This is a genomic window from Streptomyces sp. NPDC025721, from assembly GCF_055558595.1.
Genome location: NZ_JBVHMF010000003.1, coordinates 144,512 through 159,316, shown reverse-complemented (window position 1 = coordinate 159,316; position 14,805 = coordinate 144,512). Strand labels below are relative to the sequence as shown.

The 14,805-nt window shown below is 71.7% G+C and carries 12 protein-coding genes; 2 read left to right on the top strand and 10 right to left on the bottom strand.

From position 1 onward, the window contains the following. Window positions 1-6 precede the first annotated feature (6 nt). The 8 genes from ACZ4EF_RS07115 to ACZ4EF_RS07080 form a co-directional block, all read right to left on the bottom strand. The gene (locus ACZ4EF_RS07115) at window positions 7-588 is read right to left on the bottom strand and encodes a hypothetical protein (protein ID WP_355332696.1); all 582 of its coding nucleotides are present in this window, start codon (window positions 586-588) and stop codon (window positions 7-9) included. After that, window positions 585-1,451, bottom strand: a complete 867-nt coding sequence (locus ACZ4EF_RS07110) for a hypothetical protein (RefSeq protein ID WP_467503192.1) — start codon at window positions 1,449-1,451, stop codon at window positions 585-587. Before ACZ4EF_RS07110 ends, ACZ4EF_RS07115 begins: the two co-directional genes overlap by 4 nt. After that, entirely contained in the window at window positions 1,448-3,055 is a 1,608-nt protein-coding gene (locus ACZ4EF_RS07105) for an AMP-binding protein (RefSeq protein ID WP_391046471.1), read from the bottom strand. The genes ACZ4EF_RS07110 and ACZ4EF_RS07105 overlap by 4 nt, the downstream gene beginning before the upstream one ends. A gap of 11 nt (window positions 3,056-3,066) precedes the next feature. Continuing rightward, window positions 3,067-3,426 carry a DoxX family protein gene (locus ACZ4EF_RS07100; protein WP_188280096.1) on the bottom strand — a complete coding sequence of 120 codons (360 nt, stop codon included), beginning with the start codon at window positions 3,424-3,426 and terminating at the stop codon, window positions 3,067-3,069. A 202-nt stretch (window positions 3,427-3,628) separates the two neighbouring features. Next, window positions 3,629-3,943, bottom strand: coding sequence for an acyl carrier protein (locus tag ACZ4EF_RS07095; RefSeq protein ID WP_188280097.1), 315 nt, complete (start codon window positions 3,941-3,943; stop codon window positions 3,629-3,631). 51 nt (window positions 3,944-3,994) lie between these two features. Continuing rightward, window positions 3,995-5,722: an acyl-CoA dehydrogenase gene (locus ACZ4EF_RS07090; protein WP_467503189.1), complete on the bottom strand. Its 1,728-nt coding sequence runs from the start codon at window positions 5,720-5,722 to the stop codon at window positions 3,995-3,997. Next, window positions 5,719-7,674 carry an acyl-CoA dehydrogenase family protein gene (locus ACZ4EF_RS07085; RefSeq protein WP_467503187.1) on the bottom strand — a complete coding sequence of 652 codons (1,956 nt, stop codon included), beginning with the start codon at window positions 7,672-7,674 and terminating at the stop codon, window positions 5,719-5,721. Before ACZ4EF_RS07085 ends, ACZ4EF_RS07090 begins: the two co-directional genes overlap by 4 nt. A gap of 3 nt (window positions 7,675-7,677) precedes the next feature. Next, window positions 7,678-9,417: a fatty acyl-AMP ligase gene (locus ACZ4EF_RS07080; protein WP_467503186.1), complete on the bottom strand. Its 1,740-nt coding sequence runs from the start codon at window positions 9,415-9,417 to the stop codon at window positions 7,678-7,680. A 500-nt stretch (window positions 9,418-9,917) separates the two neighbouring features. Between ACZ4EF_RS07080 and ACZ4EF_RS07075 the strand changes: the two genes are divergently transcribed. After that, window positions 9,918-10,652 (top strand): DUF7873 family protein, encoded by a 735-nt coding sequence (locus ACZ4EF_RS07075; RefSeq protein WP_467503185.1) that lies wholly within the window; start codon window positions 9,918-9,920, stop codon window positions 10,650-10,652. Window positions 10,653-11,240: 588 nt separating this feature from the next. Next, a complete protein-coding gene (locus ACZ4EF_RS07070) occupies window positions 11,241-12,548 on the top strand; it encodes a methyltransferase (protein ID WP_467503184.1) in 1,308 nt (435 codons plus the stop codon). A 105-nt stretch (window positions 12,549-12,653) separates the two neighbouring features. Here the strand turns inward: ACZ4EF_RS07070 and ACZ4EF_RS07065 are convergent, their stop codons facing one another. Both ACZ4EF_RS07065 and ACZ4EF_RS07060 read right to left on the bottom strand, forming a co-directional pair. Next, entirely contained in the window at window positions 12,654-12,860 is a 207-nt protein-coding gene (locus ACZ4EF_RS07065) for a hypothetical protein (RefSeq protein WP_391046484.1), read from the bottom strand. A gap of 181 nt (window positions 12,861-13,041) precedes the next feature. Beyond that, window positions 13,042-14,799: a thiamine pyrophosphate-dependent enzyme gene (locus ACZ4EF_RS07060; RefSeq protein ID WP_467503182.1), complete on the bottom strand. Its 1,758-nt coding sequence runs from the start codon at window positions 14,797-14,799 to the stop codon at window positions 13,042-13,044. Window positions 14,800-14,805: the final 6 nt, after the last annotated feature.

Sequence of the window (14,805 nt, the reverse complement as noted above, 5' to 3'; positions counted from 1 at the left end):
CGTGTCTCAGCGAGCGGTGTCCCCGGCGAGGGCGCGGTCCGCACCATGACCCCGCTCCGGTAGCGGCACGCTCATCTCCCGCAGTCCGTCCAGGAGTCCCGCGAGCGCGTCCAGGTCACGCGCGACCCACGACGACACCGACATCACCGCGAGGTTGTCGACCAGCGAGGTCACCGCCACGACCGGCACACCGGCCGAGAACGCGGCCTGCATCTCCATGGCGGTGCCCATGCTGAGCGTGCGGCCCGGCAGGAAGGCGATGCACAGGTCGCAGTCGGCCGCCTCCCGGGTCATCTCGTTGAACGTGGCCCGCAGCGCGGCCAGTTCCGCGGGCAGCGACCCGAGGTCGAGCACCGGGGGAACGTCGCCGATCAGCTTGCCGATCACCGACATCGTCGTCGGGTCGGCGAGCTGACGGGTGACCCCGGTGCTCGGGTCGAAGCACTCCGCCTCGGGGAAACGCGCCCGCACCAGAGCCGCGATCTGCTCGCGATAGCCCTGGTCGTCGATCCGCAGATCGGCGTTGGCCCCCTGGATCGTGCCGGCGATGAAAACGCGCCGAAGCTCCATGCGCTCCCGATTCGTCATGCGTCCTGCAAGGAGTAGCCCGGCAGGTCCGTCCGGTGATCGGCGATCTTCTGATACACCTGCGCGGCCGACACCAGATGCTCCTCGATGTCCGCGCGCCCCAGGCCCGTACTGCGCTCCAGGTCCGCCCAGACCGCCGAGGCGTGCGCGCCGTCGCCGTTGCGGGACGCCACGCCCTGGCCGGACCGCAGCCAGATGTCGGCGGCCGAGAACTCGCGGTCGGCGAAGCCCTTGAGCGGGATGATCGCCTCGGCGGTCACCTCCGCCCCGGCCACCAGCGCCCGGATCGACACGCTGTTCTGCTCGGGGTGGGTGAGCAGCCCCAGCATGTCGGACGAGAAGTCGGCGTACACGAACTCGTTCTCCGAGCGCAGCGTGAAGTGCCTGCTCAGGATGTACGTGTCCTTCTCCACGCTGTACTTGGAGTAGCTCAGCCGGATCCGGTAGCCGTGGTCGGAGGACCGGTACACCGCCGCGAGCCGGCCGGGGTGCCGCCAGCCCCGGGCGTCCAGCCTGACCGGCGCGGCGTCGACCTCGACCGACGAGTGCCCGGCCGCGACCTCCCGCGCGGGGAACCGGATCGGCGTCAGGTGCAGGAGGTACGGGTCGAGCACCACGACGTCGCCGCCGGTCTCGAAGACCGCCGCTATGTGCCGGAGATCCTGGAGGATCTTCGCCTCGGGCGCGCCGAGCGCCGTCGCGCGCTCCGCCACGTAGAGCGTCTGGTAGATGCACGCCAGCCCGTGCCGCGGATCGGGCGCGCTCTTGTGGTACCAGTGCAGGTATTCCGTCCCGCTGTTGTACGGGACGGTCCGCAGCACCGACTCCAGGGCGGTGCCGTACGGATCGCGCGTCGCTGTCACGTGAATCGCTCCTCCAATACGGTGTCGTCGGCGCTTTCCTCGAACACCATCGAGCGCAGTTCCTTACGGCGCACCTTCCACGTGGACGTCCGCGGAAGGCGGTCCCAGGGGATGAACACCGGGGCCGCGAGCGGTGCCAGACCGCGCGTCACCTCGGCCCACTCCTCGGCGGTGAGGTCCGGTCCGTCGAGGCTGACGACGGGGACGGGACTCTGGTCGCCGCGGGTCAGGACGATCACCTCGACGGCGTTGTCGATCCGGTCCAGCAGCTCGCTCTCCAGCTCCGTGGCGCTCCCGCCCGGAATGGCGTCCACCGCTCGGTCCACGAAGTGGATCCGGCCGAGGGCGTCCCGGTGGCCGACGTCACCGGTGTTCCACCAGGCGCCCTTCCACTTCTCCGCGTAACGGTCGGACTCGCCGACGTAGTCGACGCAGATCGACTTGGCCTTGGCGAACAGCACGCCGACCTCGCCGCGCTTGACCGGCTCGCCGGTCTCGGGGTCCGCGGCCTTGACGCTCACCAGCCCCGGCCAGGGGTTGCCCATCATGTTCATGTTCCCGCCGGAGGCCGCACGGCGGTTGATCTGACCGCGGGTGTAGCCGAAGCCGGCCATCGGGCCGACCTCGCTCTGGCCCCAACTGTGCCCCCACAGCACGAACCGGCGCTCGGAGGCGTTCACGAACGGCCGGGCGATGGAGGGGTGCATCAGGTCGAAGGTGTTCATGTAGTAGCGGACCCGCGCGAACAGCTCCGGCCTGCGCCGTACCAGCGGCACCCAGCGCTGGAAGACGTTCGGGGTGGCCTCGATCGTCGTCGGCCGGGCCCGGTCGAGCACCCGCTCGACGTCGTCGGCCTCGTGGCTGCTGGCGATGACCAGCGCCTTCGGCGCCCACCGGAGCTGCGCCATGGCCCAGGCGTAGGCGCGCGAGTGCGCGAACGATATGGAGCTGAGCGCGATGTCCTTCTGGCCGTTGACGGCGAGCGGCATCGGCAGCAGCTCCAGGCGGGTGCCGGCCCGGCAGGAGTCCGCGGTGTGCGCGACGAGCTTCGGCGTGTTCGTGGTGCCCGAGGTGTGCGTGATCATCATCGGCTCGCTGTCGGCCCGTAGATCGAGGGCCGGGACGGCGCTGCCCCGCAGCCCGTCGATCGTGAGCAGACCGGCTCCCGCGTCGGCTCCGTCGATCAGGACGGTGGTGCCGAACGACCGCAGGTCCACCCCGACGCGGTCGGCCGCCTCCAGCACGTACGAGGCGATCACGGTGACCGAGGGGTCGAGCCGCTTGAGCATCACCGCCAGGTGCTCGGGGTAGTTGGCCCCGGAGATCGTCGCCGCGGTGGCGCCGATCCGCGCGGCCGCGGCGGCCAGCAGGATCATGTCGAAGTGATTGCGCTTGACGACGGCGATCCGGTCGCCCTTGCGCGCGCCGGCCTCGTACAGCCAGGCCGACGCCTCCCGCACCAGTTCGGCCAGCGCGGCGGCGTCGTAGTCCGCGCCGCCGTCGGGGGCGATGTCGAACGGCCGGTCCAGGATCAGCTCGGTGGTGCGGGACTGCTCGACGTGCCAGTCGAACAGCAGCCCCAGGTTCTTCGGCGGCTTCTTCATCGGACGCCTCCTCAGACCGCGAACGAGACGATGAAGGCGGCGACGGCGATGGCCAGGAACCCGAGGCAGTTGACCCAGAACTCCTGCTTCAGGAAGCGCGCCCGGATGTGCGCGAACGACGCGCACAGGAAGTAGACGATCACGCCGACGTTCGCGGCGAAGCCGATGCCGTCGTGCTTGATGCCCACCAACAGGCCCACGATGGCGAGGGTCTTGACGACGATCAGCACCCACCACCAGTCCCGCGGCAGGTTGACTCCGTCGAGGCAGACCTGGATGAACTTCGGCGGGCGCAGCGACATCAGGACATCGGAGGCCAGCAGTACCGCGAGCACGATCTGCGGCCACGACGGGCTGGGGCTGAGGTGCATTCTCGTTTTTCCTTTGGTTCGGTCGGCATCTGCGGGGGAGGGGGGACCCTCCGGGCCGGAGCGTCCGGCGGTCGGAAGGCGGGGGTTCGAGCGGATGACGGCTGGTGTGCGGGCGGACGACGGCTGGTGCGGGCGGACGGCCGCCGGGTCCGGGCGGAAGGTCGACCGCCGGGTTCGCGTGGGCGGCGGCCGGTGTGTTCCGTCAGGCCGGTTCCGACCGCGGCCCGAGTGCGTCGAGCAGGTACGCCACGAGCGCGTCCACGGTCCTGTGGTCCCACGCCACCGTGGGCTCGACGACCAGGTCGAACTCGTCCTCGATGTCACCGCAGAGGCTGAGCGCCGCCACGGAGTCGAGGCCGTAGTCGGTCAGCGGCGCCGTCGGATCGATCTCGTCGGCGGACAGCCGGGTGTAGGCGGCGACGTGGCCGACCAGCCACCCGGCCAGCGACTCGGCCGTGTGCGGCCGCGGTGTGCTGTCGGGGCGGGGCGCCGAACTGCCGGTAGTCGTGTCGGTCACGGGTTCCTCCAGATCCGAGTAGGGGTTCTTGGTACGGGGCGGCGGGCGCCGTCAACCGGCCAGGGCGGTGTCGTAGAGATCGAAACCGCGGCGCTCGGTGTGGCGGCGCAGCAACTCCTCCCACACCCGCCCGGCGCAGTCGGGGGGCAGCTCGGCGGGACGGCGGCCCAGTCGCCGGACGAGGCGGTCCAGGGCCGCGGCGGCCCACGCCGGGTCGGCGAGGAAGGAATCCCCGCCCCGCGCCCGTGCCCGGCGCCACACGCCGAGCACCGCGGCACCCGCCAGCACCACCGCGTAGCGGTCCGACAGCGCGAAACTCGCGGGCGAGGCCAGCGCCGTACGGTCCAGCGGCGCGAGCGCGAGGCTCTCCGCCTGGATCAGGCGCAGTTCGTCGGTGAGGTGCAGCGCCAGCGCGCGCACGGCCGCCTCGTGCGGGGTGCCGTCCGGCGCCGTGTCCGCGGCGGCGACCAGCGACGCGCTCAGGCCGTCCCGGTCGCCGGTCAGGGCGAGCCGGTCGAACGGAATCCCCGGCAGATCGGCGCGGGGGTCGAACAGGGCGTCGGGGGCAGGTTCCGTCCTGAACCAGGAGCGGCGGGCCAGGCGCGGCAACTGCGGGATGATCGTCGCCTGGCACGCTGCCGCGCCCGCGTGGCCCAGGCTGAGCACCGGCAGGTCCCTCAGGTGCTTCTGGAAGACGCCGAACTCCCCGTCGCGCAGGTAGAACCGGGCGCCCAGCACGACCGAGAGATCGTGGACGGCCTCGCCCAGCAGTGTCGGCACCAGATACTTCACCGCCGAGGCGTAGACGCTCGCCTCGTCCGGCAGCAGGTGCACGGCGCGGGTTCCGACCAGGCAGAGGCAGTCGCTGATGAGCAGGTCCAGGAACGCGCCGCCGAGCGTGGCCCGCGCCTGCGGTATCTCGGCCACCGTCCGCTTGTAGAGGTGCCGTCCCCGCGCGAAGGACACCACCGTGCGCAGCGCCGTGTCCGCCGCGCCCAGCGCCATTCCCGGCAGCGCGCTGCGGGTGAGCTGGAAGGAGCGCAGTGCCACGTCGGCGCCGTGCCCCAACTGCCCGACGAGCGCGTGCTCCGGGACCGGTGCCCGGTCGAAGTCCAGGCCGGACAGCAGGCAGCCGCGTACGCCGACGGTGCCGTAGCGGGGCAGTACGGTCAGCCGCTCGGGCGCCACCTCGGCGCGCTCGACCATCAGCACCGAGTGGCTGCGCGGCCCCGGTGCCGGGTCGGTGCGGCTGAACAGCAGCCATGCCTGGGCCCGTTCGGCGTTGTTGATGACCTGCTTGGCGCCGTGCAGGACGAACGAGCCGTCGGGCCGCACCCGCGCCTCGAACTCGTTGCGCAGGAAGTCGTTGCCGTGCGCGAGTTCGTGGTACGCCACGGAGACCCGGCCGCCGCCCAGCAGGATCTCCGCCAGCCGGGCCCGCTGCCGTGCGTCGCCCTCGGTCCACACGTTGACCGCGGCCATGAACGACGTGACGCCGTAGCCGAGTCCGAGCGCCACGTCCCGCCGGAACACCTCGCGCAGGACGCGTGCCAGCGAGTCGATCCGCTCCAGCCGGCCGCCGAGCGCCGTGGGCACGAACTCGGCGTTGAGGCCGAACGCGTCCAGCAGCTTCTCGCCGTCCGCGGACAGCTCACCGGCCTCGTCGGCCTCCAACAGCCTTGCGTTGCCGACCGGGTTGGCCGGGTCGGCGGGATCGCCGAAGGCGGCGTTGAGTTCGGCGACCCGGGCCGCCACGCGCGCTTCCTGACCGTCCGTCATGTCGCGCTCCCCACTGCCGCCGCCGAAGGGGGTGCCGGTGTCGGCGCGTGGCCGGTCGCGGCGGTCCGGTCGGCCTCCCGCGCGGGGCCGTCCGGGCGCAGCGACAGCGGCAGCAGCGAGACCAGCCGTCCCCGCGCGTGCAGGGCGTCCGCCGCGTCGAGCACGTCGTCCAGCGCCTCGGGGTCCGCCGCGTCGGGCACGCCGAGCGCGGTGAGCAGCCGGGCGAGGGCGGCCCGCAGCCACAGGGCGTCCCGCCACAGGGGCGCCGTCGCGCCCGTCTCCGCCTCGACGTGGCTGTGCGTCCACAGGCCGACGCAGGCCGCCGCGGCGAAGCACAGCGCGAAGCGGCGGGCGGCCTCGAAGGCCGCTGGCGGCGTCTCGGCCCGCGCGTCCTGGAACCCGGCCATCTCCGCGTGCACCTCGTCCACGACGGTCAGCAGCCGCCGCGCGGCGCGCAGGGCGGGCTCGACCGCGCGATCGCGCGCGGCGAGGCCGCGCAACTCCTCGACGCAGTCGGGCAGCGCGGCCAGGACACCGCTGCCGTGGCGGGCGATCAGCGAGAGCCGGTCGACGGCGACGGCGGGCAGCGGCGCGGACAGGCGGAAGGCGGTGACCGCTCCCGGCACGTCCCCGGTACCGCGCTCGTGGGCCCGCACCAGCAAACGGAACTGGCTGATCAGCGAGTTGAGGTTGACCAGGGTGTTGCCGTCGAAGAGGCCGACGATCCGGTGGTCCCTGTCCACCTTCTGGAACCGGCCGCCCGCGTAGACGTCCTTGAGGAAGGCGCGGGCGCCGAGCAGCCGGGTCAGCGCGGTGACGACCGCCTCGGTACGGGTCGGCACCAGGTACTTGGTGACCGCCGAGACGACCGAGAGCTCCGCCGGGAGGGTCTGCACCGCGCGGGCCACGACCAGCGTCAGCGCCTCGTCGGCCAGCACGTCGGCGGCGCTCTCCGCCAGGGTCCTGCGCGCCTGCGGCAGTTCGATCAACGACCGGCCGTACAGGCCGCGTTCGGCGGCGAAGTCGAGACCGAGCGCGAGCGCGTGGTCGGCGGCGCCCAGGGAGAGCGCCGCGCACATGGTGCGCGTCAGCTGAAGCGCCTTGAGCACCGTCTCCAGGCCGCCCCCCACCTCGCCGACCACGGCGTCGGCGGGGACCCGGGCCCGGTCGAAGGCGATCCCGGAGATGTCCGCGCCGCGGATGCCGTGCGTACGCACCTTGTCCAGGTGCCGGTAGGCGTCGGCGGGCATGTCGCGCTTGTCCACCAGCAGGACGGAGTAGCCACGGGGGCCGCCCGCCGGATCGGTACGGCAGAGCATGGACAGCAGGGCGCCGCGCGTGGCGTTGTTGATCAGCCACTTCTCGCCGCTGAGCAGATAGTCCGCGGCAGGCGTCCCGGTGGGCGAACCGGTGGACGCGGTACCGGCGGCCGGTGTCCCGGTGGATGCGGTCCCGGTGGGCGCGGTACCGGCGGCCGGTGTCGCGGTGGATGCGGTACCGGCGGCCGACGTCCCGGTGGACGGCTCCGCGACGACCTCGCCCGCCAGCAGGTCACTGCCGTGGGCGCGCTCGGTCAGCGCGAGAGCGACCGGCAGCCGGGAGGCGATGGCCGCACCGAGCCGACGGGACTGCTCCGCCGAGCCGTTCACCCAGACGCACACCGCGCCCAGATACGTCTTGCCGTGCGCGATCGCCACCGTCAGGTCGCGGCGCGCCACCGTCCGCATGAGCTGCACCAACTGCTCGTAGTCCGTCAGCCGGCCGCCGTGGGCGGCGGGGACGTAGAACTCGTGCAGGCCGAGTCCGTCCAGCAGGTCGCAGAGCGCGGCGGGGAACTCCTCGCGCTCGTCCAGCTCCAGGCTGCGGGCATGGCTGAAGAGCGTGCCCGGCTCCCTCGGATCGCCGAGATCCCATTCCAGCCGCTCGGCGAGGCGGTGAGGTGTGTGGTCCACGGCTCAGCCCGCCGAGGTGACCAGTGGCCCGGCCACGAGGTTGGCCACCTGTTTGTCGAGATCCTGGTGGACCGCGCCCAGCCGGTCCTCCAGCAGCAGCGACCGCATCAAAGTGCGCTGGATCTTGCCGCTGGTGGTCTTGCGCACCGTGGCAGGGCGGACCAGGAGCACACTGCAACTGGCCTGGAATTCGCGGCGGACGTGGGCGCGTACCTCGGCGCACAGCTCCGCCGGGTCCTGCGCGGCGCCGCGGCGGAACTCCTGCACCAGCACGAGGTGTTCCTCGCCGTCGTCCACCGAGAACGCCGCTCCGGCGCCGCCGCGGAAGGCCGGGTGCAGGGACTGCACCTCGCGCTCGACGTCGTGCGGGTAGATGTTCCGCCCGTTGATCAGGATCATTTCCTTCAGGCGGCCGGTCACGTAGAGCTGCCCCGCGTCCAGGACGCCGAGGTCGCCGGTGCGCAGCCAGCCCGGGTCCGAGCCCGCCGCCGACACGATCGCGGCGTCGAAGATCTCGGCGTTGGTGTCGGGACGCTTCCAGTACCCGGAGGACACGCTGGCGCCCTTGACCCAGATCTCGCCGACGCCGCCCTCGGGCTGCTCGCAGCGCTCGTCCGGATCGACGATCTTCACACTGAAGTCGGCCGGGTCGACCACGCCGCTGCCGACCAGGTCGCGGGTGCCGCCGCCCCGCGGTGCGTCGCGCAGCCGCCCCTGCTCCAGGGCCGCCGCGTCCACGGTACGGAAGACGGGGTTCTGGTCCGCCCGCACGCCGGAGATCAGCAGTGTGGTCTCGGCCATGCCGTAGCAGGGGCTGACGGACTCGGGCCGGAAGCCCGCGGGCGCGAAGCGCTCGGTGAACGCGCGCACCGTCTCCGCCCTGATCGGCTCGGCCCCGTTGGAGGCGTGGTGCCACTTGCTCAGGTCCAAGGTGGCCAACTGCTCGTCGGTGACCCGGCGCAGGCACAGGTCGTAGCCGAAGTTGGGGCTGCCGCTCACGGCGACGCCGTACTCGCTGATCATCTGCAACCAGCGCACCGGCCGCATGAGGAAGGAGACCGGGGACATCAGCGCGGTCGAGCCGCCGACGTACAGCGAGTGGAGTATGTGCCCGATCAGGCCCATGTCGTGGTACGCGGGCAGCCAGCACCCCATGCGGCTGTCCTGGTGGGTGCCGAGGACGTGCTGGATGGCGAGTTGATTGGCCATCAGGTTCCCGTGGGAGACCATCACACCCTTGGGCTCGCTGGTGGAGCCGGAGGTGTACTGGAGGAACGCCAACGAATCAGCGGTGAGTTGAGGACTGGTCCACGCGCGTGCGTCGCCCTGGGCGGGGTCGTCACTGGCCAGGACGGCGACGCCGGTCACGCCCGACTCGCGCAGCCAGGCGCTGACGGCGGGTTCGTTGGCGCAGTCGGTGAGCACCGCGCGGACCTCGGCGTCGCGCACGATGCCGGTGAGCCGGGCGGCCTGGTTGCCCTGGTCGCCGGGAAGCGGCGCCGGCACCGCGACCGAACCCGCGTAGAGGCAGCCGACGAAGGCCGCGACGAAGTCCAGGCCCGAGGGGTAGAGCAGGAGCACTTGTCCTGCGACGGCGCCGTGCTCCTGTAACCAGGAGGCGATCCGCTTGGCCTCGGCGTCCAGCGCCGCGTAGGTCAGCCGCTGCGCCTCGGTGCCCGGCGTGCTGCCGGGCAGGAAGAAGTACGCGTCCTTGTCCGGCAGTTCAGCGGCATGACGCAGCACAAGCTCGGTGAAATGATTCGGCCTTCGCAAGATCGCCCCCGATCTCAATCTCGCCCACGGCTGAACCTCCAGCCGGCAGCGACCAATAGACGTTGTCGCGATCGGACGGCGCACCCCCGTATTCGGGCGCGGTCGATCGCGGCAACGACACTCAAAAATCTATTGCGAATTCACATCGCTCGGCCCGTGGATCCCCGGGAAGCACTGCGCCGAGCTCTGATTCCTACCCCGTGTCATCAGTCAGATCCGTCGTTGAAGACCGACCTATGGCTGACTGGCGGTCGTGACAGTACCAGACGCCCGAGGCGTGCGCGCCGGTAACGACCAAGCTCTCAACGGGACTTCGTCCATAATGTGCGGTTACCTGCGGGGGAGTCGGCGTCGGGTCGCGGCGGAAGTGAGGCGTGGGGTTCCGGAGTCGGCGGCCGGGCGGGACATTCGAAGCCCGGCGCCGCGAAAACCGGTCGAACGCGTGGTCGGCGCGCTGTTACGGTCTGTGTGTGGCGAAACTCAATCAGATCATCGCGGTCGAGAAGGGCGTCAAGTCCAAGGCGCAGCAGGAACTGACGACCGCTCATCACGACGTGCAGAAGCCCGCGTTGCTTTCCGGGATCTCGCGGAGCTATCAGCCGAAGGACGAGGAGGGCGAGCAATTGCCGCCCGAGTCCACCCGGGTGCAGGTCAAGGCCGAGAATGTGCTGCGGGACACCGCCGCGGCGCTCACCCGGCTCTTCGACGTGACCGCCACCAAGGACTGGGCCAACTGCGAGGCGCGCGCCGATGTCACGGTCGACGGCCGCACCGTCGTCAGCGACGTGCCCGTGTCGTATCTGCTCTTCCTGGAGAAGCAGCTCACCGACCTCAACACCTTCGTGCGCAAGCTGCCGGTGCTGGACGCGGCCGAGGGCTGGAATCTGGACGCCTCCACGGACGCCTGGAAGACCGAGCCGGTACGGACGATCCGCACCAAGAAGGTCCCGCGCAACCACGTGAAGGCCGAGGCCACCGAGAAGCACCCGGCCCAGGTCGAGGTGTACTACGAGGACGTGGCGGTCGGTTACTGGACCACGGTGAAGTTCTCCGGCGCGCTCCCCGCCCGCCGGGTGAACGAACTGCTGGACCGGGTCGAGAAGTTGCAGCAGGCGGTGAAGTTCGCCCGCGAGGAGGCCAACGGCACGGAGGTCACCGACCGGCGCGTCGGCGAGGCCGTGTTCGGGTTCCTGTTCGCGCAGTGACCCCCCTAGATCCCCTCCGCCGGAGCGCGGAGGGTGCGCCAGGAGCGCAAAGCTGAAGCTGAAGTTCGTCGTGAACGACGCGGTTCCAGTGGGGGTTCGAGTCCCTCGCCCCGCACCACTCGCGGGGGTAGCCCAAATGGCAGAGGCAGACCGCGATCAATCTCAGACTCTCGCTCCAGACTCAGCAGTCGCCGCCGATCACCGGATCGATCGGCCGCGGGCAAGGTCGTCAGGTGCAGGTTCGAATCCTGTCTGGTCCTCTTTCACGGGCCGGTAGTTCAACGGTAGAACGAGTCGACATCAGATTGACCCGCGGCCTCAAGTGCGCCGGTGTGTGCACGGGGCGGCACTTCGAGGGGCCCGGGGGCTGGACATGCCTCCGGGTCCCGCTCCTTGCCCGCGTGGAGCCCAGCGCCCGGCCCGCGGCGGTGAAGGAGCCGTGCCCCGCCACCTCGGTCAAACCCCCGCGGAAGCGGCTCCGAGGGGGGCCTGGAGGGGGTCCCGAGGGGGTGGCCCGACCCCCGTCCGACGCCTCACGGCCACCGGCCGACCGCTCAGTGGTGGCGTAGCGGTTAGCCTGTGAGCACCATGATCCGATTCACGACGCCCTGGGGTGACCTCGACCTCACTCGCTTCCCGCAGGACCCGCGCGACCAACTGCGGGCCTGGGACGCCGCCGACGCGTACGCGCTCCGGCATCTCGCGGACACCCGAGCCGACACGAGAGCCGACGCTCGGGCGGACCCGCGGGCCGACGCGCGAGGCGACACCCGCACCGGTCAGCGGGCCGATCCGCCGGGCGACGCCCGCGCCGGTTCCCGTCCCGCCGCGCAGGCGGACGGCGCGGCCGGCGGGCGTACGGCGGCCGGGTCCGTGGACCTGTCGGGGACCGTCGTCGTGGTCGGTGACCGCTGGGGCGCGCTGACCACCGCGCTGGCCGCGCACCGCCCCACCCAGATCTCGGACTCCTTCCTGGCCCAGGAGGCGACCCGCGCGAATCTGCTGCGCAACGCGCCGGAGGAGGCCGACGGCGTCCGGCTGCTGTCCACCCGCGACACCCCGCCGGACCGCGTGGACGTCCTGCTGATCAGGGTCCCCAAGAGCCTCGCGCTGCTGGAGGACCAGCTCCACCGCCTCGCGCCCGCCGTGCACGAGGGCACCGTCGTGGTCGGCACCGGCATGACCACCGAGATCCACACCTCGACGCTCAACCTCTTCGAGCGGATCCTCGGACCGACGCGTACGTCACTGGCCGAGAAGAAGGCGCGGCTGATCTTCTGCGCCCCGGCCGCGGGCCGGACCCGTACCGCCAGCCCCTGGCCGATCACCTACGCGCTGCCGGACGGCATCGGCGCGGTCTCCGGCCGTACGGTGACCAACCACGCGGGCATCTTCTGCGCGGAACGGCTCGACATCGGCACCCGCTTCCTGCTCCAGCACCTCCCCGTCCGGCACGGCCCGGACCGCGTGGTCGACCTTGGCTGCGGCAACGGCGTCGTCGGGACGGCCGCCGCGCTCGCCAACCCCGAGTCCGCCGTGCTGTTCGCCGACGAGTCGCACCAGGCGGTCGCCTCGGCCGAGGCCACCTTCCGCGCCAACGCCGACCCCGCGACCAAGGCGGAGTTCCTGGTCGCCGACGGCCTGACCGGGGTCCCGGCCGAGAGCGCCGACCTCGTCCTCCTCAACCCGCCCTTCCACTCCCACCAGGCCACCACCGACATCACGGCCCGCCGGATGTTCACCGCCGCCCGTACCGTCCTGCGCCCCGGCGGCGAACTCTGGGTGATCGGCAACCGCCACCTCGGCTACCACCTCCGCCTGCGCCGCCTCTTCGGCACCTGCGACATCGTCGCCTCCGACCCCAAATTCGTGATCCTCCACGCCACCAAGTCCTGACCGCGCCGCGCTCAGAACAGCTTCAAGCTCGTCCAACGACGACATGCGCTGCTCCAAGGCCGGTGCGGCGGTGAGGTGACGCCGCCAACCCAGCGGCGACCGCCGTCAGTCGCTGCCGCTGCCGGACCGGTTCAGGCGTCGGCGCTCCCGCTGTCGCCGGTTGCGCTCGGAGCCGCGCACCAGTTCACCGGCTGCGAGGGTCACCGACGCCACCGCGCGCACCCAGCGGGGCCCGCCGCGACTCGCCCACACCACGCACGCGCACCCGCCGACGACGACCACCAGCACGCCGATCAGTACCAGAGCGATCATGTTCCCCCATCTCCACGTCGGCCGGCCGGAGTCGGCCGGGCGACACCTCAAAGATCTCACGCGGGAGGCTACTTGGGACGACGGCACGAGGGCACGACGGCGCTTACGGCACACGGTTCGACGGTCTGACGGCTCGATGCCTCGATGCCCCGACGACCCCGACCGCGCAACGCCGGTGCCCTCAGTGCGAGTTGTCGCCGGAGCTCCGGACGATCTCCTTCATCTTGGCGACGGCGAAGCCCCAGCCCTGCTCGACGGTGGGCTTGGCGGGAACGGCGATCTCGTCCGGGTTGGTGAGGACGTCCAGGAGCACCGGGCCCGGCGCGGCCAGCGCGGTGCGGACGGCGTCGTCCAACTCGTCGGGGTCGGTGACCCGGATACCCGTCAGGCCCAAGGCGTTTGCGACCGCCGCGAAGTCGGGGTTGTCCAGGACGGTGCCGAACTCCGGCAGCCCCGACTGCTCCTGCTCCAGTTTGACCATGCCCAGCCGGCGGTTGTCGAAGACGACGAGGGTGACCGGCAGGTCGTACGTCTTGAGCGTCATGAGGTCGCCGAGCAGCATGCTCAGGCCGCCGTCGCCGCAGAACGCCACGACCTGCCTGCCCCGGTCCAGCATCTGCGCGCCCAGCGCGTGCGGCATGGCGTTGGCCATCGAGCCGAGGTTGTACGAGCCCAGGAGGCGGCGGTCGCCGCGCATCTCCACGAAACGCGACAGCCACACGGTGGCCATGCCCGTGTCGGAGGTGAACACCGCGTCGTCGGCGGCGTGGCGGTCGACCGCCGCCGCGAGCGCCTCGGGACGGATGCCGTGCTCGCGGTTGTCCAGGGCGGAGCGGACGCGGCCGATCAGTCCCTTGTCGTGGTCGGGGGCCGCCAGCCGGGCCTGCCCCTCCCGCCAGGACGCGAAGCGCTCCACGGCCTGGTCCAGGTGCTTGCGGTCACGGGCCTTCGCCGACGCGGACGGTGCGGCGTCCAACCGGACCAGCAGGTCCCGTACGGTCGCACCGACCTCGCCGACGAGGCCGATCTCGACCGGGACGCGGCGGCCGATGTGGGTGGGCTCGGTGTCGACCTGGACCACGGTGCGGCCCTCGGGATACCAGTCGCGGTAAGGGAAGTCGGTGCCCAGCAGCAGAAGGGTGTCGGCGTCCTGGAGTGCGGAGGCCGCCGCGGGGTTGCCGATCAGACCGGTCTGTCCGACCTGGAACGGGTTGTCGCCCTCGAAGCCCTCCTTGGCCTTCAACGTGAGCACCATCGGCGCCGCCAGCCGGTCGGCGAGGGCCATGACCTGGTCGCGGGCGCCCCGGGCGCCGCGGCCGACCAGCAGGGTGACGCGCTCGGCCCGGTCCAGCAGATCGGCGGCGGCGCGGACGGCGTCCTCGTCCGGCCGGGTGCTCGGCGTGGTGAGCGAGAAACGGGCCGGCCGGTCCGTGGACAGTTCCTTCTCCCCGATGTCGCCGGGGACCGACAGCACGGCGACGCCCTTGCGTCCCAGGGCGGTGCGGACCGCGGTCTCCAGCAGCAGCGGCATCTGCTCCGGCGAGGTGACGGTGGCCCGGAAGACCGCCACATCGCTGAAGAGCGCGTCGTTGTCGACTTCCTGGAAGTAGTCGCTGCCCAGCTCGGACAGCGGCACTTGACCGGCGATGGCCAGCACCGGGGTGTGGCTCTTGGCCGCGTCGTACAGGCCGTTGAGCAGATGCACCGAGCCGGGGCCGACCGTGCCCATGCAGACGCCGAGGCCGCCGGTGAGCTGGGACTGCGCGCTCGCGGCGAAGGCCGCCGCCTCCTCGTGCCGACAGCCCACCCACTCCACGCCCTCGGTGGTGCGGATCGCGTCGGTCAGGGGGTTGAGGGCGTCGCCGACGACGCCGAAGACCTGGCGTACGTTCAGTTCGGCCAGGGCGTCCACGATGACGCGGGCAACGGTACGGGCCATGATTCC